At 34.3% G+C, this 26,416-nt stretch carries 28 protein-coding genes and 1 other RNA gene; 23 read left to right on the forward strand and 6 right to left on the reverse strand.

Features of this window, described 5'->3' with window-relative positions:
• Positions 1-37 precede the first annotated feature (37 nt).
• Genes hprK through whiA form a run of 8 tightly spaced genes read left to right on the forward strand, consistent with a single transcriptional unit; the run spans position 38 to position 7,626 of the window.
• Positions 38-967: an HPr(Ser) kinase/phosphatase gene (gene hprK / locus BHX94_RS07395; RefSeq protein ID WP_111745543.1), complete on the forward strand. Its 930-nt coding sequence runs from the start codon at positions 38-40 to the stop codon at positions 965-967.
• 4 nt (positions 968-971) lie between these two features.
• A complete protein-coding gene (lgt, locus tag BHX94_RS07400) occupies positions 972-1,811 on the forward strand; it encodes a prolipoprotein diacylglyceryl transferase (RefSeq protein ID WP_111745578.1) in 840 nt (279 codons plus the stop codon).
• On the forward strand, positions 1,789-2,271 hold the full coding sequence (locus BHX94_RS07405) for an acyltransferase (RefSeq protein WP_096077088.1): 483 nt from the start codon (positions 1,789-1,791) through the stop codon (positions 2,269-2,271). The genes lgt and BHX94_RS07405 overlap by 23 nt, the downstream gene beginning before the upstream one ends.
• 32 nt (positions 2,272-2,303) lie before the next feature.
• Positions 2,304-3,722: a tetratricopeptide repeat protein gene (locus BHX94_RS07410; protein ID WP_111745544.1), complete on the forward strand. Its 1,419-nt coding sequence runs from the start codon at positions 2,304-2,306 to the stop codon at positions 3,720-3,722.
• A gap of 55 nt (positions 3,723-3,777) precedes the next feature.
• Entirely contained in the window at positions 3,778-4,704 is a 927-nt protein-coding gene (gene trxB, locus BHX94_RS07415; RefSeq protein ID WP_111745545.1) for a thioredoxin-disulfide reductase, read from the forward strand.
• Between the two features lie 49 nt (positions 4,705-4,753).
• Positions 4,754-5,695, forward strand: coding sequence for an RNase adapter RapZ (rapZ, locus tag BHX94_RS07420; protein WP_111745546.1), 942 nt, complete (start codon positions 4,754-4,756; stop codon positions 5,693-5,695).
• Entirely contained in the window at positions 5,682-6,674 is a 993-nt protein-coding gene (locus tag BHX94_RS07425) for a gluconeogenesis factor YvcK family protein (protein WP_111745547.1), read from the forward strand. The genes rapZ and BHX94_RS07425 overlap by 14 nt, the downstream gene beginning before the upstream one ends.
• A gap of 1 nt (position 6,675) precedes the next feature.
• Positions 6,676-7,626, forward strand: coding sequence for a DNA-binding protein WhiA (whiA, locus tag BHX94_RS07430; protein WP_111745548.1), 951 nt, complete (start codon positions 6,676-6,678; stop codon positions 7,624-7,626).
• Between the two features lie 97 nt (positions 7,627-7,723).
• On the opposite strand, the gene BHX94_RS07435 is transcribed toward whiA, so the two are convergent.
• The 3 genes from BHX94_RS07435 to clpP form a co-directional block, all read right to left on the reverse strand.
• Positions 7,724-8,449 carry a hypothetical protein gene (locus BHX94_RS07435; RefSeq protein WP_111745549.1) on the reverse strand — a complete coding sequence of 242 codons (726 nt, stop codon included), beginning with the start codon at positions 8,447-8,449 and terminating at the stop codon, positions 7,724-7,726.
• A 79-nt stretch (positions 8,450-8,528) separates the two neighbouring features.
• Complete coding sequence (locus tag BHX94_RS07440; RefSeq protein WP_111745550.1) at positions 8,529-9,899, reverse strand: alkaline phosphatase; 1,371 nt, start codon at positions 9,897-9,899, stop codon at positions 8,529-8,531.
• A gap of 262 nt (positions 9,900-10,161) precedes the next feature.
• A complete protein-coding gene (gene clpP / locus BHX94_RS07445) occupies positions 10,162-10,755 on the reverse strand; it encodes an ATP-dependent Clp endopeptidase proteolytic subunit ClpP (protein WP_111745551.1) in 594 nt (197 codons plus the stop codon).
• A gap of 249 nt (positions 10,756-11,004) precedes the next feature.
• Here clpP and BHX94_RS07450 point away from each other — a divergent pair, with 249 nt between their 5' ends.
• From BHX94_RS07450 to smpB, 11 genes are all read left to right on the forward strand, one after another.
• Positions 11,005-11,256 (forward strand): glutaredoxin family protein, encoded by a 252-nt coding sequence (locus BHX94_RS07450; protein WP_111745552.1) that lies wholly within the window; start codon positions 11,005-11,007, stop codon positions 11,254-11,256.
• A gap of 155 nt (positions 11,257-11,411) precedes the next feature.
• Positions 11,412-12,455 carry a sugar-binding transcriptional regulator gene (locus BHX94_RS07455; protein ID WP_111745553.1) on the forward strand — a complete coding sequence of 348 codons (1,044 nt, stop codon included), beginning with the start codon at positions 11,412-11,414 and terminating at the stop codon, positions 12,453-12,455.
• A 188-nt stretch (positions 12,456-12,643) separates the two neighbouring features.
• On the forward strand, positions 12,644-13,657 hold the full coding sequence (gene gap / locus BHX94_RS07460) for a type I glyceraldehyde-3-phosphate dehydrogenase (RefSeq protein WP_096077076.1): 1,014 nt from the start codon (positions 12,644-12,646) through the stop codon (positions 13,655-13,657).
• Positions 13,658-13,773: 116 nt separating this feature from the next.
• Positions 13,774-14,964: a phosphoglycerate kinase gene (locus tag BHX94_RS07465; RefSeq protein WP_111745554.1), complete on the forward strand. Its 1,191-nt coding sequence runs from the start codon at positions 13,774-13,776 to the stop codon at positions 14,962-14,964.
• Positions 14,965-14,980: 16 nt separating this feature from the next.
• Positions 14,981-15,730, forward strand: a complete 750-nt coding sequence (gene tpiA / locus BHX94_RS07470; protein WP_111745555.1) for a triose-phosphate isomerase — start codon at positions 14,981-14,983, stop codon at positions 15,728-15,730.
• On the forward strand, positions 15,730-17,262 hold the full coding sequence (gene gpmI / locus BHX94_RS07475) for a 2,3-bisphosphoglycerate-independent phosphoglycerate mutase (protein WP_111745556.1): 1,533 nt from the start codon (positions 15,730-15,732) through the stop codon (positions 17,260-17,262). Before tpiA ends, gpmI begins: the two co-directional genes overlap by 1 nt.
• 108 nt (positions 17,263-17,370) lie before the next feature.
• Positions 17,371-18,675, forward strand: a complete 1,305-nt coding sequence (gene eno / locus BHX94_RS07480) for a phosphopyruvate hydratase (protein ID WP_111745557.1) — start codon at positions 17,371-17,373, stop codon at positions 18,673-18,675.
• 118 nt (positions 18,676-18,793) lie between these two features.
• A complete protein-coding gene (gene secG / locus BHX94_RS07485; protein WP_096077071.1) occupies positions 18,794-19,027 on the forward strand; it encodes a preprotein translocase subunit SecG in 234 nt (77 codons plus the stop codon).
• A 93-nt stretch (positions 19,028-19,120) separates the two neighbouring features.
• Entirely contained in the window at positions 19,121-19,861 is a 741-nt protein-coding gene (locus BHX94_RS07490; RefSeq protein WP_111745580.1) for an alpha/beta hydrolase, read from the forward strand.
• A 16-nt stretch (positions 19,862-19,877) separates the two neighbouring features.
• Complete coding sequence (rnr, locus tag BHX94_RS07495) at positions 19,878-22,214, forward strand: ribonuclease R (RefSeq protein ID WP_111745558.1); 2,337 nt, start codon at positions 19,878-19,880, stop codon at positions 22,212-22,214.
• A gap of 10 nt (positions 22,215-22,224) precedes the next feature.
• Positions 22,225-22,686, forward strand: a complete 462-nt coding sequence (smpB, locus tag BHX94_RS07500) for an SsrA-binding protein SmpB (RefSeq protein WP_096077069.1) — start codon at positions 22,225-22,227, stop codon at positions 22,684-22,686.
• A gap of 133 nt (positions 22,687-22,819) precedes the next feature.
• On the opposite strand, the gene ssrA is transcribed toward smpB, so the two are convergent.
• Together ssrA and BHX94_RS07510 are read right to left on the reverse strand one after the other, a co-directional pair.
• Positions 22,820-23,178: a transfer-messenger RNA gene (ssrA, locus tag BHX94_RS07505) on the reverse strand.
• An 89-nt stretch (positions 23,179-23,267) separates the two neighbouring features.
• Positions 23,268-23,528 (reverse strand): hypothetical protein, encoded by a 261-nt coding sequence (locus tag BHX94_RS07510; protein ID WP_096077068.1) that lies wholly within the window; start codon positions 23,526-23,528, stop codon positions 23,268-23,270.
• Positions 23,529-23,722: 194 nt separating this feature from the next.
• On the opposite strand from BHX94_RS07510, the gene aroD reads away from it, so the two are divergent.
• The gene (gene aroD / locus BHX94_RS07515; RefSeq protein WP_170120796.1) at positions 23,723-24,451 is read left to right on the forward strand and encodes a type I 3-dehydroquinate dehydratase; all 729 of its coding nucleotides are present in this window, start codon (positions 23,723-23,725) and stop codon (positions 24,449-24,451) included.
• A 64-nt stretch (positions 24,452-24,515) separates the two neighbouring features.
• Positions 24,516-25,049, forward strand: coding sequence for a nitroreductase family protein (locus BHX94_RS07520; protein ID WP_157742199.1), 534 nt, complete (start codon positions 24,516-24,518; stop codon positions 25,047-25,049).
• 46 nt (positions 25,050-25,095) lie between these two features.
• Here BHX94_RS07520 and BHX94_RS07525 read toward each other — a convergent pair whose 3' ends face one another.
• The gene (locus BHX94_RS07525; protein ID WP_111745560.1) at positions 25,096-25,416 is read right to left on the reverse strand and encodes a thioredoxin family protein; all 321 of its coding nucleotides are present in this window, start codon (positions 25,414-25,416) and stop codon (positions 25,096-25,098) included.
• A 143-nt stretch (positions 25,417-25,559) separates the two neighbouring features.
• Here BHX94_RS07525 and BHX94_RS07530 point away from each other — a divergent pair, with 143 nt between their 5' ends.
• Both BHX94_RS07530 and gcvH read left to right on the forward strand, forming a co-directional pair.
• Positions 25,560-25,913 carry a Spx/MgsR family RNA polymerase-binding regulatory protein gene (locus BHX94_RS07530; RefSeq protein ID WP_111745561.1) on the forward strand — a complete coding sequence of 118 codons (354 nt, stop codon included), beginning with the start codon at positions 25,560-25,562 and terminating at the stop codon, positions 25,911-25,913.
• Between the two features lie 72 nt (positions 25,914-25,985).
• Positions 25,986-26,354, forward strand: a complete 369-nt coding sequence (gcvH, locus tag BHX94_RS07535; RefSeq protein ID WP_111745562.1) for a glycine cleavage system protein GcvH — start codon at positions 25,986-25,988, stop codon at positions 26,352-26,354.
• Positions 26,355-26,416 lie beyond the last annotated feature (62 nt).

Raw genomic sequence — 26,416 nt, forward strand, 5'->3', positions numbered from 1 at the left:
TATTTAATATGAAAGTATTGGATGATGGAGGTTTAAAATGATAACAAGTATAGAATTGATTGAGAAGTTTGACTTAGAAATTATTGCAGGGAATGTAGCGATAGAAATTCCTATTATCAATACGAATATATCAAGACCGGGATTAGAGATGGCAGGATTCTTTTCACATTATTCTTCAGATAGAATACAGGTATTGGGAACAACTGAAATGTCGTTTTTCGAAACATTGAGTAAAGAAGAAAGAAGAGAACGTATGCAAAAACTATGTAGAAAAGAAACACCTTGTATTATATTAACGAGAGATATTGAGGCACCTGAAGAACTAGTAGACGCTTGTAATCGTAAAGGAACACCTTTGTTAAGTAGTAGCGATGTTACGACAAGTTTAATCAATAAAATTTCTTCTTTCCTGGAAAGAGAGCTCGCGCCTGAAACAAGTCTTCATGGTGTATTAGTAGATGTGTATGGCGTCGGAGTGCTCATCACTGGTGATTCTGGAGTAGGGAAAAGTGAAACGGCATTGGAGCTTGTTAAACGTGGACATAGATTGGTAGCTGATGACAATGTTGAAATTAAAGAAATTTCAAGAAATGTATTAATGGGAAAAGCACCGAAGCTTATTGAACATCTGCTTGAAATTCGTGGCTTAGGTATTATCAATGTCATGACACTTTTTGGAGCTGGTAGTGTTTTACCTGAAAAAAGGCTGATGTTAAATGTCAATCTTGAATTCTGGGCGAAAGATAAAACGTATGATCGTGTAGGTTTAGTAGAAGAAACTTTAACGATACTTGACTCTAAGATTACAAAGAAAACTGTACCTGTAAGACCAGGACGTAACTTAGCTGTTATTATTGAAGTTGCAGCGATGAATTATCGATTAAATAAGATGGGTACAAATACTGCAAAAGATTTTAATGACAGATTAAATGCACAAATTAAAAATCAATCATTAAAGGAGATATAAAATGCTGCTAACACTTAATCCTATAGCACTAGAGCTGGGACCGATTCAAATTCGCTGGTATGGTGTCATTATAGCGGTAGGTATATTAATTGGATATCTACTTGCACAACGAGAAACAGAAAAGAAAAACTTTACTGAAAATACGCTGATAGATATTGTGATTAGCTCAGTGATCTCCGGCATTATTTGTGCGAGAATCTATTATGTTGCTTTTGAATGGTCGTACTATAAAGAACATCTGTCTGAGATTCCAATGATTATGAATGGAGGTATTGCTATTCATGGTGGTTTGATTGGAGCACTTGGAATGGCTTACTTATTAACACGCAAGAAGCGTGTATCATTTTTCCAGCTTGGTGATATTGCAGCACCAAGTATTATTCTTGGCCAGGCAATCGGTCGCTGGGGGAATTTTATGAATCAGGAGGCTCATGGTGGTGAAGTATCAAGAAGTTTCTTAGAGCAACTTCATATACCGGAGTTCATCATTAATAATATGAAAATAGACGCCGTTTATTATCATCCTACTTTTCTTTATGAATCGATATGGAATTTTACAGGTTTTGTTGTTTTATTATTAATCCGTAAACATTTGAAGATTGGTCAGACGTTACTTAGCTATGCCATCTGGTATTCAATCGGACGCTTTTTCATCGAAGGTATGCGTACGGACAGCTTAATGTTAACTGAACATTTAAGAATTGCTCAAATGATTTCAATAGCAATTATTATTGTGGCAATAGCGATATGGATTTATCGTAATATTAAATACCAATTACCTAAATATAAAGAAGTTAATTTTCCGATGAGGAGTTCAAGTGATGCGCAAAACATCAAGCATTAGATCAAACGGTGTGAATCCTTTATGGCGAATGTATCGCACAGTTTCATTTATTAAAGTAGCTAAAAATTTTATTGTGATTGAATGTGGTAGAATATGCCCTTCAGTAAAATTAAAACGTCATTTATATCGCATGTTTCTCGGTATGAAAATCGGAAATAAAACTTCAATCGCATATAAAGCGATGCCTGACCTGATGTTTCCTGAGAGAATTACTATCGGTGAAAATTCAGTAATAGGTTACAATGCTACTTTGCTAACACATGAATATTTAATAGACGAATATCGCATAGGAAATATTGAAATCGGATCAAATGTATTAATTGGTGCTAATGCACTTATATTACCTGGCGTAACAATTGGTGATAATGCAATCATCGGAGCGATGACACTCGTTTCTAAAGATGTACCAGCAAATTCATTTGCATATGGAAATCCAATGATTATTAAAAATAAGGTATAATGGAAGTATCGACTTAAAAAGGGGTGTGATGGATGGATAACATTATAAAATTTCCTAGTAATGATGATGAATTTTATAAGATCGGCTTAAAAAAACAAAGCCAGCAATCATATGATGAAGCCATCTCATTTTATATAAAATCCCTTCAAAAAGAAAACAAATGGAAAGTAAATAAAAGCTTATCAGAATGTTTACAGATGATTGGTAAGTTTGATGATGCAGAACAAACGTTAATTAAGTATTTAAGTACGGATTTTGATTGTATTGATGTGTTTTATGAACTCAGTCAACTTTTTGTGAAACGTCGTGACCCTAATAAAGCATTTTTATTTGGCATGTATTACTGTCTGAATTCAGATGATATTTCTTATCTTGATGAACTACAAGCGTTGTTTGAAGTATATTACGAAGACCAGTCAAAGGTTGAAAGTGAAAGTGAAAGTTTTGTTGTACATTATATCTTTCAGAATTTCTTTCAAAACTTTCATTATGAATTAGCGCTGGACTGGATTAATTATCAGCCGGTTGATATACAGGAACGTTCAGAAATACGTAATTTAAAGGCGATGACTTTACTTTTTATCGGACAATATAATGAAAGTGGTGCGATATTAGAACAGCTATTATATGAAGATGCTACGGATATACATGCGCTTTGCCATTATACTTTACTGCTATATAATACGAACCAAACAGAACAATATGAATTATATTTAAAACGTCTTAAAAAAATTGTACCGATTAATGATGAAGAGAAATTTAAGCTAGGTATCGTGCTAAGCTTCCTGAAAAAATTCGAATCATCGCAAAAGTTACTTTTACCTTTGTACAAAAAAAGTAAATTTGTGAATAGTCAAATGTTACATGCACTTAGTTTTAATAGTTTTGCTTTAGGGCATCATAGTCAGTCAGATCAATTATGGACAATTCTTACTAAAATAGTGCAGAACCCTGGGCCTAGTCCGAGGCAAATATATGATGGCCAACAATATTTAAGTGATGAAATTTTACCCCTCCTTGAACATATCGATCGCAATCATCGTTTGATAGGCATCTTTTTAATCTCGCAGATGAATGATAAGACACTTATTATCAATCGTAAAGTATGGGATATTTTAGAAGAAATGCCAGACTTCGAAAAGCTTTATCTTTCATATATCTTTCATAATATTAATCTAATAAAACTGGATTTTATCCATAAAGGACTGAAAGTTTTATTTGATGAAGTTTATGATATTGCTTTATTTGATTATTGGATTGAAAAAGCTGAAGCAATTATTGATGCCAAGATGGATCTGAAAAATATCCAGGCTTACACTGCAGTATGTTACTTCTTATATATGAGAATGTCGAATGATAAATTAACTAAGCGAGAAGTTATCGAAAAATTTAATACGACGCGTTATCATTTTGTAAAAGTATATGATGCGTTTAAGCAAAATAATATTTAAAATTAATAAGTTGTTGTATATTGAACTTACGAATAGAAATAATGGAGGTAAGAAAATGACTGAAATAAAAGAATATGATGTAGTAATCGTTGGTGCTGGTCCTGCAGGAATGACTGCAGCAGTTTATGCATCGCGTGCTAATCTATCAACAATTATGATTGAACGTGGTATGCCAGGTGGACAAATGGCAAACACAGCAGATGTAGAAAACTTTCCGGGATTTGATTTAATCACTGGACCAGATTTATCTACAAAAATGTTTAACCATGCGCAGAAATTTGGTGCTGAATATGCATATGGAGATATTAAATCTGTAACATTAGACGGAGATATGAAAATTATCGATCTAGGTGAAAAACAATTAAAAGCAAAAGCATTAATCATAGCAACTGGTGCTGAATATAAAAAGATTGGTGTACCTGGTGAACAGGAATTAGGTGGCCGAGGCGTTTCATATTGTGCTGTATGTGACGGGGCGTTCTTTAAACAGAAACACTTAATCGTTATCGGTGGTGGAGATTCTGCAGTTGAAGAAGGTGTATACTTAACTAAGTTTGCAGACAAAGTTACAATCGTCCATCGTAGAGATAAATTAAGAGCACAAAAAATCTTACAGGACCGTGCCTTTAAAAATGAAAAGGTTGATTTCATCTGGAATTCAACATTAAAATCAATTAACGGAGATACTAAAGTGAGTTCTGTAACGTTAGTTGATAATGATGGTGTTGAATCAACTGTACCAACTGACGGTGTGTTCGTATATATTGGTATGCAGCCATTAACGAAACCATTCTTAGATTTAGGTATTACTGATGAAGTAGGTTACATTATTACAAATGATGAAATGGAAACAAGTATTCCTGGCATTTATGCTGCAGGAGATGTACGTGTTAAAAAATTAAGACAAATCGTTACTGCAACAGGTGATGGTAGTATTGCTGCACAAAATGCACAACACTATATTGAATCTTTAAACGACTAATTATAAGCATATAATAGATACGCATTCGCGTGTCTATTTTTATGAATTCATGTATTATAGAAGTAATAGCTTCTTGAGGGGGATTTCAGTGAAGAATGAAGAAAATTTTAAAAAATTAGTCGTTGTAACCGGAATGAGTGGCGCTGGAAAGTCTGTTGCAATTCAGTGTTTAGAAGATTTAGGTTATTTCTGTGTTGATAATCTACCGCCTATTCTATTACCTAAATTTGTTGAATTGATGCAGGATAATAATCAGTCACTTTCACGCGTTGCAATTGGTGTAGATTTACGTGGTAAAGATTTTTTCGACAATTTACGTGAAGAACTTCAAAATATAACAAATTTAACAGATATACTCGTCCAGGTATTATTTATTGAAGCAAATGATAATGTACTTGTTTCTCGTTATAAAGCGACACGTCGAACGCATCCAATTGCTTCTGGTGGAACACCTTTAGAAGCAATTAATGAAGAACGTAGATTATTAGCAGATTTAAGGGGCGTTGCAACGCATATTGTTGATTCATCAGATTTTAAGCCTAAAGAATTACGTTCAAAAGTGATTGAACTATTCAGCTCTGGAAAAGATAATATATTTTCTATCAATGTAATGAGTTTTGGTTTCAAACATGGTGTGCCAATTGATGCAGATATTGTATTTGATGTGCGATTTTTACCGAATCCTTATTATATTGAGGAACTACGCCCTTTAACTGGAATGGATTCACGTGTTTATGATTATGTGATGAAATGGAAAGAAACTGAAATATTCTATACGAAACTGATGGACTTATTGAAATTTGTGATTCCTGGATATATGCGTGAAGGAAAGTCACAAGTTGTAATTGCGATTGGATGTACAGGTGGTCAACACCGTTCTGTTGCTTTAGCAGAACGTATTAGCAATGAACTGATTGATTTCTTTGATTTTGAATTGAATACTCGCCACAGAGATGCATTAATAGAAGGAATCATTGATGAGAAGGCTTAAGATTTGTCTGATTGGCGGTGGTACAGGATTATCCGTAATGGCGAGAGGTTTAAAGCATTATCCTGTAGAAATAACGGCAATTGTAACAGTAGCAGATGATGGTGGAAGTACTGGTAAAATTCGTGATGTCATGGATATACCTGCACCTGGAGATGTGCGTAATGTACTTGCAGCGTTAAGCGATGTAGAACCGATGCTTGAGAAATTGTTTCAGTATCGTTTTAACGATGAAACTTTAGGAGGGCATCCAGTTGGAAATTTGATGCTTGCTGCAATGACAGATGTGACAAGTGATTTTGGACATGCAGTCAAAGAGCTGAGCAAAATATTAAATGTTAAAGGTACCGTAATACCCTCTACAAATACTAGCCCTATTCTTAATGCGATCATGGAGGATGGTGAAATTGTTGTAGGAGAGTCATTGATACCATTAAAAGATAAGAAAATTGACAGTGTATTCTTAACGCCTTCTAACATCAAACCGATGAAAGAAGCAGTAGATGCTTTACTTGAATCTGATTTGATTGTAATGGGACCAGGTAGTCTTTATACAAGTATCATCCCGAATTTAGTGTTGGATGAACTTGCTGAAGCGATTGTTAAAAGTGATGCTAAAAAACTTTATGTCTCAAATATCATGACACAACGCGGCGAAACAATTGATTATACAGTCGCTGACCACATTGAAGCGATTCATAAACATGTTGGACAGCCATTTATACAATTTGTTATTGCAAATGATACTACATTTAACAATAAAATTCATAATAACTATGCACGTAACAATTCGACTTTTGTTCATTGTGATCATGATAGAATTCGAAAAATGGGCATTGAACTGATTACGGATAATGAACTTGTAGATATAAATCTAGATGGAATCGTCCGTCATAATAATGAAATTCTTGCTGATATGATATATGAGCTAGCATTAAGTGAAATCAGCACAATAGAGTTTAACCAGAAAGAAGGCGAGTAAAGTGTCTTTTGCCTCAGAAATGAAAAATGAATTAACGCGGATTGAAACAGATACGTGCTGTGGTAAAGCAGAATTATCAGCGCTAATTCGTATGAATGGTAATTTGAGCATTCAGAATATGAAATGGGTAATTAACGTTCAGTCTGAAAATGCTGCGATTGCAAGACGGGTATATAGTTTAACGAAGAAAATCTTTGGTGTAGATATTGAGTTGCTCGTTCGTAAGAAGATGAAACTAAAAAAGAATAATGTTTATATCTGTAGAATAAAAATGAAAACGAAAGAAATTCTGGATGAACTTAAGATATTAACTGATGGTGAATTTAAACAAATTGTCGATAAGTCTTTAGTATCAGATGAATGCTGTAAACGCAGCTATCTACGTGGTGCTTTTTTGGCAGGGGGATCAGTTAATAATCCTGAGACTTCTTCATACCATCTTGAAATATTTTCTTTATATGAAAGCCACTCACTAGGTTTAACAGCATTAATGAATGAATATGAATTAAATGCAAAAACTTTAGAACGTAAAAAAGGTTATATTTCATATTTAAAAGAAGCTGAGAAGATTTCTGAATTTCTCAGTATCATTGGCGGATATCAGGCGCTGTTAAAGTTTGAAGATGTAAGAATCATCCGTGATATGCGTAACTCTGTTAATCGACTTGTGAATTGTGAAACAGCAAATTTAAATAAAACAATTAGTGCTGCAATGAGACAAGTAGAGAATATAAAATTGATCGATCAGGAAATCGGAATCGATGAGTTACCGGAACGACTTAGAGAGATTGCACGATTAAGAGTAATGCACCAAGACATTTCATTGAAAGAATTAGGGGAAATGGTTTCTACAGGTGTCATATCTAAATCAGGTGTGAATCATCGTCTAAGAAAATTAGATGAAATAGCAGACAAACTACGTTCAGGCGAGTCAATTGAATTGAAGAAATAAAATAAACCGGATGAGTAAAAAAGCTGCTCATCCGGTTTTATTTATTCTACTATTATTTCTGAGTAGTAAATTTCATATTAATAAATTGTAGAGACTCCTATTTGGAACTTTTAAAGTCTTCAAAAGACTTAAAAGGAGTATCTTCTAATACAAAACTGCCTTCTGTTTCATTATTAACTTGATGAATAGCAGTGAACATTAATAATTCACGTTTACTGTCATATTGTGTGGCACCAAAATTTTTCGCATAGTTCTCATATGCTAAATAATCTTTATCATTTTTATTAAGCGTATCTAAATATTTATAATCTTCTTCGTGCATTTCAAACTTTGGATAAAAATGTTCTGATTTATCGCTACTTATAATTTTAACATGGTTTGGATCAGCAGTAATAAAGCGACCATCCTGCAGCATATACATTTTTAGATTCTTATATGTTACTTCAGAAATAGCCATAAATTCACGGTTTTCACCTGCAGGTATCGTTGGAATTCCGTGCCCTGTATCTTCAGAATAAATGATTGTTTCATTATCTTTAACTTTGATTACTTTACTAATGTTTTTTGATTCTACACCTTTTACCGGATATTTTTTAGTTTTACCTGGATTTAATTTTTCAACGGAACCAAATACTTTTTTAGCTTGTTGCTCTGTATAAGGTTTAACGTTTTTATTTGCTGTATTGCTGGATTTATCTTTATTTGATTTTGTTTCAGTAGTATTTTCTGTAGACGATTCTTTTTTATCTTGTGAGGAATAATCTGCATTACATGCAGTTAATAAAAGTGTAGTAGATAAGAATAATGTAGATAGAGATTTCATTTTAAAACTCCTTCTGATTTAGGTATAAAAAAATATATCCAGACACAAGTTGTGCCTGGATATTCTTTAAATAAGTTGATTATTTGAAGAATTTGAAGATGCGTTTCGCGTTATCTGTATTATCCATGCTACCACGCCATTGTTCACTACCTGGTCCATAACCGTAGATGTAAACGTCTTCACCAGTGTGTCCGCCAGTTGTCCAACCAGTAAAACTTCTTTTGTTTACTGGTTTTTCAATAGCGTCTTCAATTTTAACCGCATCTTTAGAAGCTACTGCATCTTTAATAGCTTGAACTTCTTCAGCTTCTAATTCGAAACCGATATTGTCTTTAATGATAGCATCGACGTTAGCGCCATCTTTCATCATTTGAGCACGTAAGTATTCAGGTGTATGTTTCATCTTTTTGATTGGATCTACGAAGAAGTTATATTCTCCACCTTGTCCCATTGATAAACCACCAGTAGAGTGGTCAGCTGTTGCGATAACTAATGTATTACAGTCAGTTTTAGCGTATTTAATTGCTTCCTGGAATGCAGCATCGAAATCTTGCATTTCACTCATTGCACCAGTGATATCATTTGCATGACCAGCCCAGTCAATTTGAGAACCTTCCACCATTAAGAAGAAACCTTTTTTATTTGAACCTAATTTTTTAAGTGCTGTATTTGTCATATCTTTTAATGATGGCATATTTTTATCACGGTCGATCATTTTTGGCATTCCACCAGGAGAGAATAAACCGATAACTTTCTTTTGCTTAGAGTTACTTGAAACTTTCTTTAACCATTTTTTGTTTGATACGAATTTGTATCCATCTTTTTGGAATTCATTAATTAAGTTACGGTCTTCACGTTCGAAATAATCTCTTCCGCCGCCTAAGATTACATCTACTTTGTGTTGCTTGTTAATCATTTCATCAAAGTAGTCATCAGCGATTGCAGCCATGTTTTTACGAGACTCATCATGCGCTCCAAATGCAGCAGGCGTAGCGTGCGTTACTTCACTTGTTGCAACTAAACCAGTTGATTTACCTTTTGCTTTAGCCTGCTCTAAAACTGTTTTAACTTCTTTCTTATTAACGTCAACAGCGATTGCACTATTGTAAGTTTTCACACCAGCACTCATTGCTGTTGCAGCAGAAGCTGAATCCGTAATATTTTGATGTTCATCATCTGCAATCGTAGTTTGAGCACCTAATAAATAGTCATCAAATGAAATTCTGTCTAACTTCTTTGTAGCAGCATTGTCACGCATATATCTATGAGCAGCAACGAAAGATGGACCCATTCCGTCTCCAATCATAAAGATAACATTTTTTGGTGTTGAACTTGGCTTACATACTTTTGTAGCAGCCTTTGCAGTGTGTGATGCATCAGTTACTGGTAGAGAAGTTGCTAATAAACCAGCAGTTAAAGTTGTAGCTAATACTTTGTTGAGTTTCTTCATGATAATCCTCCAAAAAAGTTAATAGTTTATTAATGCAATATAAATTTATCAAAACTTTGTAAATAAATGAGTGGGATTGTGTAAAAATTTTGTAAATTCCTATTAGGAATAGTTACTATTTATATTACCGTTGCTAACTCATTTTATTATTTTAATATAATAAATGAGTTAGGTTGGAATTGAAAAAGCACTTAGACATACTCATGTCTAAGTGCTTAAAATAAATAATTTATTCAGTTAATATTCTGTAACTATAATCTGATTATTTTTTCTCATCAATAGGATGCATAACTTCATCAATTAAACCATATTCTTTAGCTTCATCAGCAGATAAGAAATTATCACGATCAGTATCTTTTTCAATTTTTTCAACTGGTTGACCTGTGCGTTCTGAAAGAATGCGGTTAAGTTTTTCACGTGTTTTTAGAATATGACGTGCTGCAATTTCAATTTCAGTTGCTTGACCTTGTGCACCGCCTAAAGGTTGGTGAATCATTACTTCCGCATTAGGTAACGCAAAGCGTTTTCCTTTTGCACCTGCTGCTAATAAGAATGATCCCATTGATGCAGCCATACCAATACAAATCGTTTGAACATCTGGTTTAATATGTTGTATCGTATCGTAGATTGCCATACCAGCAGTGACACTGCCACCTGGTGAATTGATGTATAGGTAGATGTCTTTTTCAGCGTCCTGCGCTTGTAAGAATAATAACTGAGAAATGATCGAATTTGCTACATTATCATCGATAGCAGATCCTAACATAATGATTCTATCTTTAAGTAAGCGAGAATAGATATCATAAGCACGCTCACCTCTGTTAGTTGATTCGATAACTGTTGGAATTAAGTTCATAATTTATTGCCTCCTTGTTTACTGTTAAAGATAATATACACTATAACGTCAAATATAGTCAAAGATTTGAAACTGTATTATAAAATTTTTAATCTACTCGATATTTATTATAATAGTAGATATTACATATTGATAGTGAAGTGCTATCAATTTTATTAATATATAAAGACAAAAAAATAACAAAAGATAAATAATTAATGAATGATAAATAATAAATGATAAATAATAAATATATAAAGGTAGGTAATTATGGGACATATTATTTTTTATACACAACCAAACTGTAGTTTATGTGATGACGCAAAGCTACAGATTTCTTTTGCACAAGAAGATATCAATATTAAAGTAACTGAGGTTAATATTCAGCAAGATGATGTGCTTAATGAATTATATTGTTTAAGCGTCCCGGTTTTGATTGATAAAGACACGGGTGAAACTATACAGGAAGGTAATATCGATTTTGTAACAATTATTAATTTTTTTGAAAGTAAATATGAATAAATAGATTAATATGTAATGAAAACGTTTTTAAGTTTTCTAATTACTTGCAAAACTTTTTTAGTCTTGTTATTATTGCATTGTAACGTTAGTTAGTTTTTGACCCACGCGGGACAAATATAGTCCAACTAATTGTTATCGATTAAAGGAGGAGTCATATGAATCATTTATTAAAGGTTCAACAATTACTGATTCCCGATTTAATTGAAAAGATGTATCGACGTTATTTAATCTTAGATACTATTCATCTCCATCAGCCGATTGGTCGTAGAACTTTAAGTGATATTCTATTGATTACTGAAAGAGTACTACGTACTGAGATTGATTTATTGAAAGTACAAGGTTTAGTTAATATTTCATCTAAAGGCATGACAATTACTGATGAAGGGATAGACTTACTTGCAGATTTACAATCTTTAATGGAAGGTTATGCAGCGTTAGAAAGTTTATCTCAACAAATCAAACAATATTATGGTTTAGAAGAAGTGATTGTAGTGAATGGTAATGTAGATACTGATGAAGTTGTTAAGAGCAGACTTGGTGAAGCAGCTAGTAATGTTTTGCAAAGATTAGTGATTAGCGGCGATATCGTATCTGTAACAGGTGGTTCAACGATGCTTAGTGTAGCGAATCAGTTGAAACCGCTTAATAAACGCGTTATCTTCACACCTGCTAGAGGTGGATTAGGTGAAGACTTGTCTTTTCAAGCTAACGCAATTGTTCAGCAAATGGCTGAACACGGGAAATGTCAATTTGAAGTGTTGTATGTACCTGATCAAGTTAGTGAAGAAGCATATAATACACTTGTCAATGAACCATCTGTTAAACGCGTACTCGACCATATTAAAAATGCAAATATTTTAATTCATGGTATCGGTGATGCGATGAAAATGGCAAAGCGTAGACATTCATCAAGTAATGATTTCGAAATTTTAAAGCAAAAGAAAGCTGTTGCAGAAGCATTCGGTTATTACTTTGATGCAACTGGTGAAGTCGTCCATAAAGTTAGAACGGTCGGTATTCAACTAGAAGATTTAAATGAATCTATGAACATTATCGCAGTTGCAGGTGGGAGTACAAAACAGTATGCGATTGAAGCATATTTAAATGTTGCACCAAAGCATACGATTTTAATTATTGATTCAACTGTAGCGCATTGGCTGGTGAAACAAATTAAACAACAGACGTTACCAGTCACATAATTTTAGTTATATGCGTAATATTTTTATTTTAATGGCATTTATGGTTATAATTAAATTGTGTTGTATAACGTAAAATAATTGGTGGAAGTATACAAAATGTGTATTTAATCAATGTGCTAAAAGAATTGGATTCACTTAGGGTTATCCCCTAATAAAATATATATGATATATAAAGGAGGCCATTACCCATGGCAGTAAAAGTAGCAATTAACGGATTTGGTAGAATCGGACGTTTAGCATTTAGAAGATTACAAGAAGTAGAAGGTATTGATGTGGTTGCAGTTAACGATTTAACTGATGACAAAATGTTAGCACATCTTTTAAAATATGATACAACTCAAGGTCGTTTCAAAGAAGAGGTTGAAGTTATCGAAGGTGGTTTCCGCGTTAATGGTCGCGAAATCAAATCATTCGAAAATCCTAACCCAGCTGAATTACCATGGGGAGATCTTGGTATTGATGTAGTGTTAGAATGTACAGGTTTCTTCACTGATAAAGAAAAAGCACAAGCACATATCGAAGCTGGAGCTAAAAAAGTATTAATCTCTGCACCTGCTAAAGGTGATTTAAAAACTGTAGTATATAACGTTAACCATGATGTATTAGATGGTTCAGAAGAAATCGTTTCTGGTGCTTCTTGTACTACAAACTGTTTAGCGCCAATGGCTAAAGTATTAAATGATGAATTTGGTATCATCGAAGGATTAATGATGACTGTTCACGCATTCACTGGTGACCAAAACACTTTAGATGCTCCACATGCGAAAGGTGACTTCCGTCGTGCACGTGCAGCTGCAAACAACATCGTTCCTAACTCAACTGGTGCTGCTAAAGCAATCGGTTTAGTAATTCCAGAATTAAAAGGTAAGTTAGATGGTTCAGCACAACGTGTTCCAGTACCAACTGGTTCTGTTACTGAGTTAACAACTATCTTAGAAAAAGAAGTTTCAGTAGAAGAAGTTAACGCTGCAATGAAAGCTGCAACTAACGAATCATTCGGTTACACTGAAGATGAAATCGTATCTTCTGATATTATCGGTATTACTTATGGTTCATTATTCGATGCAACACAAACACGTGTAATGACTGTTGGTGAACACCAAATGGTTAAAACAGTAGCTTGGTACGATAACGAAATGAGTTATACTGCTCAATTAGTACGTACTTTAGAATTCTTAGCTGAACAAGCACAAGCTAAATAATATTTTATTCACGCGTAAGCGGGGGAAGATTTCGCTTCTCCTGCTTATTTTATTATTAGGGGTTCATTGTTATAATTAACATCGTAAACACTAATATTTTATAGGAGGCCACAAAGATGGTTAAAAAAATTGTTTCGAATTTAGACTTAAAAGATAAAAAGGTTTTAGTACGTGCAGATTTTAACGTACCGATGAAAGATGGTGCGATTACGAATGATAATCGTATCGTAGAAGCATTGCCTACTATTAAATATATTATTGAACAAGGTGGTAAAGTCATTTTATTCTCTCACTTAGGTAAAGTAAAAGCTGAGGAAGATAAAGCAAAATTATCATTACAACCTGTAGCAACACGTTTAACTGAACTATTAGGGAAAGACGTTAAATTTGTAGCTGAAACACGTGGCGAAGCATTAGAAGCGGCAATCGATGCATTAGCTCCTGGCGATGTTTTATTATTTGAAAATACACGTTTTGAAGATGTAGATGGTAAGAAAGAAAGTAAAAATGATCCTGAATTAGGTAAGTACTGGGCTTCATTAGGTGATGTGTTTGTAAATGACGCATTTGGTACAGCTCACCGTGAGCATGCATCAAACGTTGGAGTAGCAACACATTTAGAAACTGCTGCTGGGTTCCTGATGGAAAAAGAAATTAAATTCATCGGTGGTGTTGTAGAAAATCCTGAACGTCCATTTGTAGCAATTTTAGGTGGCGCGAAAGTCTCTGACAAAATTGGTGTTATCGAAAACTTATTGAAAGTAGCTGATAAAGTATTGATCGGTGGCGGTATGGCTTATACTTTCTTAAAAGCACAAGGCAAAGAAATTGGTCAATCATTATTAGAAGAAGATAAGATTGAATTAGCGAACGATTTATTAGCACGAGGAGAAGGTAAGATTGTATTACCAGTTGATGCGGTTGTAACGAAAGAATTCTCAAATGATGGAGAAATTTCTACTGTACCAGTTGATGAAATTCCTCAAGATTTACAATCATTAGATATTGGACCAGCTACGATTGAGTTATTCAAAAAAGAATTAGAAGGCGCAAAAACAGTTGTATGGAATGGACCGATGGGTGTATTTGAAATGAGCAACTTCGCTAAAGGTACAATCGGTGTTTGTGAAGCGATTGCACATTTAGAAGGTGCAACTACAATTATCGGTGGTGGAGATTCTGCTGCAGCTGCAATGGATCTTGGATTTGCAGATAAATTTACACATATTTCAACAGGTGGCGGAGCGTCATTAGAATATTTAGAAGGTAAAGAACTACCTGGTATTAAATCAATCTCTGAAAAATAAAAAGGTGGATGTTAAAATGAGAAAACCAATTATCGCAGGAAACTGGAAAATGAACAAAACAGTTAAAGAAGCAAAAGATTTTGTCGCTAATTTACCTGCTTTACCAAGCACGGATAGCGTTGATGCAGTAATTTGCGCACCAGCAATTCAATTAGATGCATTAGTAAGTGCAAACGTTGAAGGTTTAAATATCGGGGCGCAAAACTGTTACTTTGAAGATAATGGAGCATTTACTGGTGAAACTTCACCAGCTGCATTGAAAGACTTAGGTGTTAAGTATGTAGTTTTAGGGCATTCTGAACGTCGTGAATACTTTGGAGAAACAGATGAAGATGTAAATAAAAAAGCTTTAGCTGTTTTTAAACACGGTATGACGCCAATTATCTGCTGTGGTGAAACAGATGAAGAACGTGAATCGGGTCAATTTGAAGCTCGTGTTGGTTCTCAAGTTTCTAACGCATTAAAAGGATTTACTGAAGAACAAGTTAAATCTGCTGTCATTGCTTATGAACCAATCTGGGCAATTGGAACTGGTAAATCTGCTACAAGTGAAGATGCTGAGTCATCTTGTAAATTTGTTCGTTCTGTTGTTGAAAAAGACTTCAATACAGAAGTAGCACAAGCTGTACGTATTCAATACGGTGGTTCTGTTAAACCAGAAAACATTAAAGAATACATGGCGAATGAAAATATTGATGGTGCGTTAGTAGGCGGAGCGTCATTAGAAGTAGATTCATTCGTAAAATTGTTAGAAGGTGCTAAGTAATGAAAAGCCCAACTGCTTTAATCATACTAGATGGCTTTGCTTGCCGAGAAGAAACTTTCGGTAATGCAGTAGCTCAAGCAAATAAACCGAATTTTGATCGTTACTACAACAAATATCCACATGAGCAATTAATGGCATGTGGACTTGATGTAGGGTTGCCGGAAGGACAAATGGGTAACTCAGAAGTTGGCCATTTAAATATTGGTGCAGGCCGTATTGTATATCAATCATTAACACGCATTAACAAATCTATTCAAGACGGTGACTTCTTTACCAATGATGTGTTATTAGATGCGATGAAACATGTAAAAGAACATGATTCAGCGTTACACTTAATGGGATTATTATCTGACGGCGGTGTACACAGTCATTACCAACATCTGTTTGCATTATTAAAACTTGCAAAAGAACAAGGTGTTGAAAAAGTTTATGTTCACGCATTTTTAGATGGTCGTGATGTTGGCCAGCAAACAGCATTACAATTCATTGAGGAAACTGAACGACAATTTAAAGAAATTGGTGTTGGACAATTTGCATCTGTTTCTGGTCGTTATTATGCGATGGATAGAGATAAGCGTTGGGATCGTGAACAGTTAGCATATGATGCGATGACATACGGTAAAGGTGTCGAATACAAAACGGCTAAAGCTGGTGTTGAAGCAAGTTATGCTGAAGGTGTTAACGATGAGTTCGTAGTTCCATTCGTAGTAAAAGACGAAGAAGTTGGTTCAGAAAATACAGGTGTTGATGATGGAGATGCAATGATTTTCTTCAACTTCAGACCTGACCGTGCAGCACAATTATCAGAAGTCTACACGAATGAAGAATTTGATGGTTTTAAAATGGATAAGCGATTAATCGGCATCAAATTTGTAACATTTACTAAGTATAATGATCAAGTGAAAGCTGATGTTGTGTTTGTTAAAGAAGATTTAGTCAATACCATTGGTGAAGTTGCAAGTAAAAATGGCTTAAAACAATTACGTATTGCTGAAACTGAAAAGTATCCACACGTGACATATTTCATGAGTGGTGGACGTAATGAAGCGTTTGATGGAGAACGACGTGTATTAATTGACTCTCCAAAAGTTGCAACATATGATTTGAAACCTGAAATGAGTGCATACGAAGTACGAGATGCATTGCTTGCAGAACTTAATAAAGGTGATCTGGATTTAGTTTTATTAAACTTTGCCAATCCTGATATGGTAGGTCACTCAGGGATGCTTGAACCTACAATTAAAGCGATAGAAGCAGTCGATGAATGTTTAGGAGCTGTTGTTGATAAGATTCTTGAAATGGGAGGCACTGCAATTATTACAGCTGACCATGGTAATTCAGATGAAGTAGTAACGATCGACGGTACACCTATGACTGCGCATACGACTAATCCGGTGCCAGTGATTGTAACACGTGAAGGTGTGACACTTCGTAGTGGTGGTCGTTTAGCTGATTTAGCACCTACATTAATTGATTTATTAGGTGTTGAAAAGCCTGTTGAAATGACTGGTGAATCATTAATTCAAAAGTAAATCTTACTTAAATAAAAAGTATCACTAAAATTAATTTAATTAATTGATTAATCCTGACAAATCGGGAATAATTAAATAGAAAATAAAACAAACAAAGGAGTTTTACACATGCCAATTATTACAGATGTTTATGCACGCGAAGTATTAGATTCAAGAGGTAATCCTACAATTGAAGTTGAAGTATTCACAGAAAGCGGTGCTTTAGGTCGTGCATTAGTACCTTCTGGTGCTTCTACTGGTGAACATGAAGCTGTTGAATTACGCGATGGTGATAAAGATCGTTACATGGGTAAAGGTGTATTAAAAGCTGTTGAGAACGTTAATGAAATTATCGCTCCAGAAATCATCGAAGGTGATTTTTCAGTTTTAGACCAAGTATCAATCGACAAAATGATGATCGCTTTAGACGGTACAGAGAACAAAGGTAAATTAGGTGCCAATGCTATTTTAGGCGTTTCAATCGCTGTAGCGCGCGCTGCTGCCGAATACTTAGGTATGCCTTTATACAAATACTTAGGTGGATTTAACGGTACGCAATTACCAGTTCCTATGATGAACATCGTAAATGGTGGCTCTCACTCTGACGCACCTATCGCATTCCAGGAGTTTATGGTATTACCTGTTGGTGCACCTAACTTTAAAGAAGCGTTACGTTGGGGAGCAGAAATCTTCCATAACTTAGCGAAAATCTTAAAATCTCGTGGATTAGTAACAGCAGTAGGTGACGAAGGTGGATTCGCTCCAACATTCGAAGGTACTGAAGATGCTGTTGAAACAATTTTAGAAGCAATTAAAGCAGCAGATTTAGAACCTGGTAAAGATGTATTCTTAGGATTTGACTGTGCTTCATCTGAGTTCTATGAGAATGGTACTTATGATTATGCTAAATTCGAAGGTGAAGGCGGCGCGAAACGTACTTCAGCTGAACAAGTAGATTACTTAGAAGAATTAGTAAATAAATATCCAATTATCTCTATCGAAGATGGTATGGATGAAAACGACTGGGACGGTTGGAAAGCTTTAACTGAACGTTTAGGAGATAAAGTTCAATTAGTTGGAGATGACCTGTTCGTTACTAACACTAAAATTTTAGAGCGTGGTATCAACGAAGGTGTTGGTAACTCAATCTTAATCAAAGTTAACCAAATTGGTACTTTAACTGAAACATTTGAAGCAATCGAAATGGCTCAAAAAGCTGGTTATACTGCAGTCGTTTCTCACCGTTCAGGTGAAACTGAAGATACTACAATTGCTGATATCGCGGTTGCTACAAATGCAGGTCAAATTAAAACTGGTTCATTATCACGTACAGACCGTATTGCGAAATACAACCAATTATTACGTATTGAAGATGAATTATTTGAAACTGCTAAATTTGAAGGATTAAACTCTTTCTACAACATCAGTAAATAATAACTTTATAGTCTATACATCGAAAAGGAACGTGACGACGTTCCTTTTCTTTATGTTTCTTTTTACAAGTGAATATGTTAATATAATATGAGTTATTAGAAATTGAGGAGGACCATCAATGAATACTTTACTTACAGTATTACTAATTATTGATTGTCTTGTATTGATCACTGTTGTGTTATTACAAGAAGGTAAGAGTAATGGCTTATCAGGAGCAATTAGTGGTGGAGCTGAACAATTATTCGGAAAACAAAAACAACGTGGTGTTGATTTAATTTTAAATAGAATTACTATTGTTGCGTCTGTTTTACTTTTCTTAATTACAATTGCAATTGGTTATTTTGGTATTTAATAAGGGGTCCGGACACATTGTTCGGACTTTTTTATTTTTATTTTGCACTTAAAACACATACAATGAATATATAAGGAGATTTTTATAATGAAAATGAAAATACAATTACCTAAACCTTTCTTTTTTGAAGAAGGACCAAGAGCAGTGCTACTCTTACATGGCTTTACCGGAAATTCTTCTGATGTACGTCAATTAGGACGTTTTTTACAGAAACAAGGGTATACGTGTTATGCACCACATTATGAAGGACACGGTGTACCTCCAGAGGAGCTGCTACAGTCTAGTCCTCACGTTTGGTGGAGTCAGGTTATAGAAGCTTATGATTTCCTGAAATCAAAAGGATATGGTGAAATTGCAGTTGCTGGTGTATCACTGGGTGGTGTCTTTAGTTTAAAATTGAGTCAATATAGAGATGTAATAGGTGTTGGCACGATGTGTTCACCGATGCATATAAAAACGACAGGGAATATGTTTGATGGCGTCCTTGCATACGCGCGAGAATTTAAGAAACGTGAAGGAAAGACACCTGATCAAATTAAGAGCGAGATGTCAGCATTTCATCCGACATCAATGCTTGAAGAATTACAGACCACATTAGCTGAAATAAGACCAACTTTAGATAATGTATATGCGCCTTTATTCGTTGCCCAGGGACGCCTGGACACAATGATAGATATTGAATCAGCGAATATTATATATAATGAATCTGAAAGTGAAGAAAAAGAGATACATTGGTATGAGAAAAGTGGTCATGTTGTTACAATAGATATTGAGAAAGAACAATTGTTTAATGACTTTTTAGCATTTTTAGAAAAGCTTGAATGGTCAAATTAAAAAGGGGGCAATATATATGCATCTGTTTGAAGAAGAAGTTATTGCATATTTACAATCATTAAAAGGAAATGCAATTACGGTGGAAGATATAGAAAATCATCTTGGTTTAAAAGATGCAGATGCCTTTACTGGACTTGTAAAAACTTTAGTTGCGCTTGAACAATCAGGAAAGATTAATCGCACTAAAAATGATAAATATTATAATCCGGGTAGCCCGGGAGACTTAGTTCAAGGTACTTTAAGTCAACATAAAAAAGGATTCGCTTTCGTACGTCCGGAAAATGAGACGATAGAAGATGTATTCATCCCGCCAAATAAGATCAACAGAGCGATGGATGGCGATACAGTATTAGTGAGTGTATCAAAAGCAAGTGATGGGCGTAACGAAGGTGAAGTTAAAGCAATACAGAAACGTGCAATAACGCAAGTTGTCGGGACGTATACTGAAGCGAGACATTTTGGATTTGTGTTACCTGATGATAAACGTATTACACAGGATATCTTTATTCCTAAAGGTAAAAATCTTGGTGCTGTTGAAGGACATAAAGTATTAGTGGAATTGACACAATATGCTGATGGCACAAACAATCCTGAAGGTATGGTTAAAGCAATACTAGGTCATAAAAATGATCCTGGTGTAGATATATTATCAATTATCTATACCCACGGTATTAATATAGATTTCAATCCTGCAACTATTGAAGAAGCAAACAATGTGCCGGATGAAATTGAACCGAAAGATTACAAGGATCGTGTAGATTTACGTGACATATTAACGATTACAATTGACGGTGCTGACGCAAAAGATTTAGATGATGCTATTAGTGTAGAAAAGTTAGATAACGGCAATTATAAATTAATCGTTTCAATTGCTGACGTCAGTCATTATGTTACTGAAGGATCAATGCTAGATCAGGATGCATTTGAGCGTGGGACGAGTGTCTATTTAGTAGATCGCGTAATACCAATGATTCCACATCGATTAAGTAACGGAATCTGCTCATTAAATCCAAAAGTCGATCGATTAACGTTAAGCTGTGAGATGGAAATCGATCATACAGGACGCGCTGTAAATCATAAAATTTATCAAAGTGTCATTCATTCTGATGAAAGAATGACGTATGATGCTGTCAATCAGATATTAGAGCATAATGATGAAATCTTAATACATGAGTATCAGCATATTCATGAAATGTTGATACACGCAAAAGATTTAGCTGATATATTAAAACAAATGCGTGTACAACGTGGAGAAATTGATTTCGACCTTAAAGAAGCTAAGATTTTAGTAGATGAAGTAGGTGTGCCTAAGGAAGTTGTTATTCGCGAGCGCGGATTAGGTGAACGATTAATTGAATCATTTATGTTAATGGCCAATGAAACCATAGCCGAACACTTTGCAAAATTAAAAGTACCATTTATTTATCGAGTTCATGAAGAACCTAAAGCAGACAGATTAAAGCGATTCTTTGAATTCATTACGAATTTCGGTTTAATCGTTAAAGGTGGTACTGAAAATATTCATCCGAAAACGCTTCAGAATATTGTTAAAGAAATTAAGGATAAACCTGAAGAATTAGTTATCTCTACACTTATGTTACGTTCAATGCAGCAAGCGAAATACTCTGAACAGAATTTAGGACATTTTGGACTTTCTGCTGAATACTATACACACTTTACTTCTCCAATTAGACGTTATCCGGATTTAATTGTTCATAGATTAATCCGCAAATACTTAATCGAACATTCAATGAATGAAGAACAAAAGGCATTATGGGAAGACAAGCTTGTTGATATAAGTGAACATACTTCTAAACGTGAACGACGTGCGATTGATGCAGAACGAGATACAGATGATCTGAAAAAAGCAGAGTATATGATTCAACATTTAGGAGAAGAGTTTGAGGGTATCATTAGTTCTGTTGCTAACTTCGGTATGTTTGTAGAACTTGAGAATACAATCGAAGGTATGGTGCATAACTCTAATATGACAGATGATTATTACCACTTTGATGAACGCCATATGGCGATGATTGGTGAACGTCATGGTAAAGTGTTTAAAATCGGTCAAAAAGTAAAAGTGAAAGTCGTGAACGTAAATGTTGATGAACGCATGATTGATTTTGCGATAGTCGGTATGGACATGGCTAAAATTGAAAGTAAAATCCGTGAAGTAAAGATAAAAGCTGAACGTAAAAGTAGTGGTAACAATAATAACCAAAAACCACGTAAAAAGGGACGTGGAAAAGCGGCTGGTGAAAAGTTCAGTAAAGCAGCGAAGAAAAATGGTGGAAAGAAACCATTCTATAAATCAAAAGCAGTGAAAAATGCAGGTAGAGGTAAAAAGAAATAGAGGTGAAGTTATGCCAAAAGGTGACGGAAAGACATTAGCACAAAATAGAAAAGCAAGTCATGATTATACGATTGAAGAAACGTTTGAAGCGGGAATTGTGTTACAAGGGACAGAAATTAAATCGATAAGACGAGGCAGTGCGAACTTAAAAGATTCATACGCAAGAGTGTATAATGGTGAAATGTATGTGTATAATATGCATATCGCCCCATACGAAGAAGGAAACCGATTTAATCATGATCCACTGAGAACACGTAAACTATTGATGAAACGTAAACAAATCGATAAATTATATGGACAGACACGTGAGCAGGGTTATGCGTTAGTGCCGCTTAAGTTATATATTAAGAATGGTTACTGTAAGATGCTTGTTGGACTTGCTAAAGGTAAGAAAGACTATGATAAGCGACATGCATTGAAAGCAAAAGAAGCGAAACGTGAAATGGACCGTGCGATGAAAGAGAAATATTAACTACCGGAGCGCTTCGGTAGTTTTTGTTGTGCAAGTAATAAATATTTTACACTGCAAAGAATTAAGGAAGTAATCAAGTTCTATTTAATATATAAAAAGCTTATACCCATTTAAGGTATAAGCTTTTCTTTATGTATGGAGACGGCGGGAGTCGAACCCGCGTCCAAAGATCCTGCAATTGATACTTCTACGTGTGTAGTCCTGTTATTGAATTTCACGATACATCTGAAAACGGACATCCGAATGTATCGCTAGCCCGATTAATCTCTTACGAACAGACTCCAGGCGGAAGTGTTCGTCGTATCCTACTTAAAGTTGAACCTCTACATCAGGCACATAGGCGATGCTTGAGAGAGGTGCAGAGTGCTATTAGGCAGCTACTGCGAAATTGTTTGTTTTGCCAGTTATTATAACTGTTGTGTTGATAACGAAGACAACCCTCCGACACGCTATACCAACCCAAGTGACCCCTGTCGAATCCGTAACGCCCCCGAGATAGTATGAATGAAATAACTAGCATATTTAAATATAACAAATTGAAACACATATATCAATAATAAAGCATAATACCTTATAGGGCACTATGCTTTATTATTGATATGAATGGTCTTCTCATTTTCATCAATCGTTACGATAATCTGATTATTATTGTTCATATTTTTAAAAGTGATATTATCTTCACTATCTTTAGTGAATTCGATAACGTCCATTATGCTATGGCTTTTGTATATGGGTTTTGTAATAGCGATATAGTCTTCGTTTTCTACTAAACGAATGGCTATCTTCGTATGGTTATCTATTTTCCATCCTGGTAAGGTTTTTAAATCAAATAGTGTTTTCATTATTATCCTCCATATATTATTCACTGTGCTTTCCAAATTAAATTCTTGTGGACTTATAATATGGGTATAATTGATACAATTTATTAATCAAGTAAGGTAAAATAGAATTAAGAGATTGTTCAATAATTAACAGCACTTATCTATTTTACCATACTTTCACTTTAATTATTGGATGAATAAAAGGAGGACTTATTTTGACAGAGCAGAGTAGTGCAATTCCAAAGGTAATATTGACGTTATCAGATGTACAAAACACAGATAAAAAATTGATTAATGAAGCGGTCGAATATATTGATTATTTCGATGTCGTTGAATATCGTGCTGACTTAGCGCAAGGTTCAATTGAATTTTATGAATCTGAGATTGCGTTTATAAAGGATAAATTTCCATCAAAACAAATTTTATTTACATATCGCACAGAAGATATGAATAACAAGACAAAAATAACGATGGATGCTTATTTTGAACTTATTAAAGAAGTTATAGAGAAAAAGTTATGTGATATTATCGATTTAGAATTAATGATATATGAAGACTATATGGATAAATTATTGGTATTGGCACGTGCGAATAATATTTTAGTGTTAATTAGTCACCATGAATATGAATTCACTCCACGTATTAAAGATATGCTCGCGATTTATAATCGCATGAGTAAACTAGATGCAGATTACTGTAAGCTAGCGGTTAAACCGAATGATGGTAAAGATGTGCTTAACTTAATGTCAGCAGTTTATGAAACAAAACAAAACTGTAATTTAAATATCATCGGTATAGCAATGGGAGAAATCGGAAAGATTACACGAGTGGCTTGTGGGATATTTGGATCATCTATGACCTTTGGCTATGTTGGCAATCCTGTTGCACCAGGTCAAATTCATATTAAAGATATACATGATCAGATTGTGCTTTATAAATCATAATTTACAAATTAATGATACTTCTTTATAATTGATAATGGTTATCAATTATGAGGAGGTATTTTTTATGGAATTAAAAGATGCTATAAAAAATAGAAGAAGTATTAAACAGTATGTTGATACGATTGTTGAAGATAGTGCTGTAGAACGTGCGATTGAATTAGCGACATTTGCACCTAATCACGGTATGCGTGAACCATGGCGCATTGTGTGGGTTAAAAAGGAAAGATTAGAAAACTATGCACAGACGTTTGCTGACGTTGCATTTAAGAATAATGCTGAGAAAAAAATTCAGCATGTAGATAAAACAAAAATACTTGCTGGTATATTGTTAATTGTTGGTCCACGTGATCGACGTCAAAAAGAAAATTTAGAAGATGTTCTTGCGATTGGCGGTTTTATGCAGACACTTTCATTAGCTTTATATGAAGAAAAGATAGGCAGCTGTATTAAAACACAACCTCCTTTACTACACCCAGAGTTATCAAAACATCTAGGTTGTGAGGCCGATGAAATGATTTATGGAGCGGTTTATTTAACAGCACAAACGGAAGCAGAATATAAGACAAGAAAGAATACTAACTTAATTTCTACATACTAAAAAAACCATCCATTTTATCAATGGATGGTTTTTTAAATTTAAAGTTTTATTTTAAGTTTTCAGCTAAAAATGCTTTAACTAATTCAGGCGTTTTTGCGTTAGCAGAATGAAGATGTGCTAATTTTTCACCTTTTTCAAAGATAAGGATACTTGGGATACCCATCACTTCATTCTCATCAGCAGCTTCAGGTACTTGGTCACGGTTGATTTTATACCATGTATAGTCATTGTATTCATCTACAATAGGATCAATCCAGAAATCCATACGTGTACAATCGGGACACCAATCTGCAAAGAATTTTACGATTACTTTCTCATCTTGATTTATAATTTCTTTAAATTCTTCATATTGACTTATTGTTCTCATAATTATTCCCTCACATTGTTTTATATAATTTATTTATATGATAATTATATACCTTTTTAATAAATTATTAAACGATAAGGATTGCAGTTGTAACCTTTAATAATAATTGTTAATATTAGGTTAAATTAAGAAGGAGGCCTATGATGATAAAATTTTATCAGTTACCAAATTGTAGTACATGTAGAAAGGCAGCAAAATATTTAGAAACACATGGCGTTAGTTTTGAACCTATCCATATCGTTGAACTTACTCCCACTGCTGCTGAATTTAGAGCGATTGTAGAGCAGACAAATGTCGATATTGATGCGCTGTTTAATAAACAGGGTGCTAAATTTAAAGCATTAAACCTTAAAGAAACATTAAGCGAAAAGTCAGATGATGAAAAGTTTGAATTACTTGCTTCAGATGGTATGTTAGTTAAAAGACCGTTAGCTGTTAATGGCAATAAAATTACTTTAGGCTTTAAAGAAAAAGAATATAGCGATATGTGGTTATAAAAATGATTGAATAAACGCTTACAATGTGTCATTATAATAGTGACAGTACTTTAATCAAACGGAGGGTTTATAATGTCAAACTTAAAATTTTCAAAAGATCATGAATGGGTAAAATCAGAAGATAATGTTAAGACAATCGGTATTACAGATTTCGCACAATCTGAATTAGGGGATATTGTATTCGTTGAATTACCAGAAGTTGGAGATGAAATCGAAGTTGATGCTCCTTTTGGTAGCGTTGAGTCAGTAAAAACTGTATCTGAATTATATGCTCCTATCTCAGGCAAAGTTATTGAAGTTAACTCTGAATTAGAAGATTCACCTGAATTAGTAAACGAATCAGCAATGGATCAAGCATGGATGATTAAAGTAGAAGCAGATGACACTGGACTTGAAGAATTAATGGATCAAGCACAATATGATGAAATGATTAACGCATAAATGGTATAATCTCCTTGATAATAATTTATCAAGGAATTTTTTTTATTATCAAATTGCTAAAA

The organism is Macrococcoides bohemicum (genome assembly GCF_003259675.1).
Lineage (GTDB): Bacteria > Bacillota > Bacilli > Staphylococcales > Staphylococcaceae > Macrococcoides > Macrococcoides bohemicum.

Coding starts and splice junctions, on each gene's coding strand:
- hprK (WP_111745543.1), top strand. CDS start 38: ATGATAACAAGTATAGAATTGATTGAGAAGTTTGACTTAGAAATTATT.
- BHX94_RS07405 (WP_096077088.1), top strand. CDS start 1,789: ATGCGCAAAACATCAAGCATTAGATCAAACGGTGTGAATCCTTTATGG.
- BHX94_RS07410 (WP_111745544.1), top strand. CDS start 2,304: ATGGATAACATTATAAAATTTCCTAGTAATGATGATGAATTTTATAAG.
- trxB (WP_111745545.1), top strand. CDS start 3,778: ATGACTGAAATAAAAGAATATGATGTAGTAATCGTTGGTGCTGGTCCT.
- rapZ (WP_111745546.1), top strand. CDS start 4,754: ATGTATTATAGAAGTAATAGCTTCTTGAGGGGGATTTCAGTGAAGAAT.
- BHX94_RS07425 (WP_111745547.1), top strand. CDS start 5,682: ATGAGAAGGCTTAAGATTTGTCTGATTGGCGGTGGTACAGGATTATCC.
- BHX94_RS07435 (WP_111745549.1), bottom strand. CDS start 8,449: ATGAAATCTCTATCTACATTATTCTTATCTACTACACTTTTATTAACT.
- BHX94_RS07440 (WP_111745550.1), bottom strand. CDS start 9,899: ATGAAGAAACTCAACAAAGTATTAGCTACAACTTTAACTGCTGGTTTA.
- clpP (WP_111745551.1), bottom strand. CDS start 10,755: ATGAACTTAATTCCAACAGTTATCGAATCAACTAACAGAGGTGAGCGT.
- BHX94_RS07450 (WP_111745552.1), top strand. CDS start 11,005: ATGGGACATATTATTTTTTATACACAACCAAACTGTAGTTTATGTGAT.
- BHX94_RS07455 (WP_111745553.1), top strand. CDS start 11,412: ATGAATCATTTATTAAAGGTTCAACAATTACTGATTCCCGATTTAATT.
- gap (WP_096077076.1), top strand. CDS start 12,644: ATGGCAGTAAAAGTAGCAATTAACGGATTTGGTAGAATCGGACGTTTA.
- BHX94_RS07465 (WP_111745554.1), top strand. CDS start 13,774: ATGGTTAAAAAAATTGTTTCGAATTTAGACTTAAAAGATAAAAAGGTT.
- tpiA (WP_111745555.1), top strand. CDS start 14,981: ATGAGAAAACCAATTATCGCAGGAAACTGGAAAATGAACAAAACAGTT.
- gpmI (WP_111745556.1), top strand. CDS start 15,730: ATGAAAAGCCCAACTGCTTTAATCATACTAGATGGCTTTGCTTGCCGA.
- eno (WP_111745557.1), top strand. CDS start 17,371: ATGCCAATTATTACAGATGTTTATGCACGCGAAGTATTAGATTCAAGA.
- secG (WP_096077071.1), top strand. CDS start 18,794: ATGAATACTTTACTTACAGTATTACTAATTATTGATTGTCTTGTATTG.
- BHX94_RS07490 (WP_111745580.1), top strand. CDS start 19,121: ATGAAAATACAATTACCTAAACCTTTCTTTTTTGAAGAAGGACCAAGA.
- rnr (WP_111745558.1), top strand. CDS start 19,878: ATGCATCTGTTTGAAGAAGAAGTTATTGCATATTTACAATCATTAAAA.
- smpB (WP_096077069.1), top strand. CDS start 22,225: ATGCCAAAAGGTGACGGAAAGACATTAGCACAAAATAGAAAAGCAAGT.
- BHX94_RS07510 (WP_096077068.1), bottom strand. CDS start 23,528: ATGAAAACACTATTTGATTTAAAAACCTTACCAGGATGGAAAATAGAT.
- BHX94_RS07520 (WP_157742199.1), top strand. CDS start 24,516: ATGGAATTAAAAGATGCTATAAAAAATAGAAGAAGTATTAAACAGTAT.
- BHX94_RS07525 (WP_111745560.1), bottom strand. CDS start 25,416: ATGAGAACAATAAGTCAATATGAAGAATTTAAAGAAATTATAAATCAA.
- BHX94_RS07530 (WP_111745561.1), top strand. CDS start 25,560: ATGATAAAATTTTATCAGTTACCAAATTGTAGTACATGTAGAAAGGCA.
- gcvH (WP_111745562.1), top strand. CDS start 25,986: ATGTCAAACTTAAAATTTTCAAAAGATCATGAATGGGTAAAATCAGAA.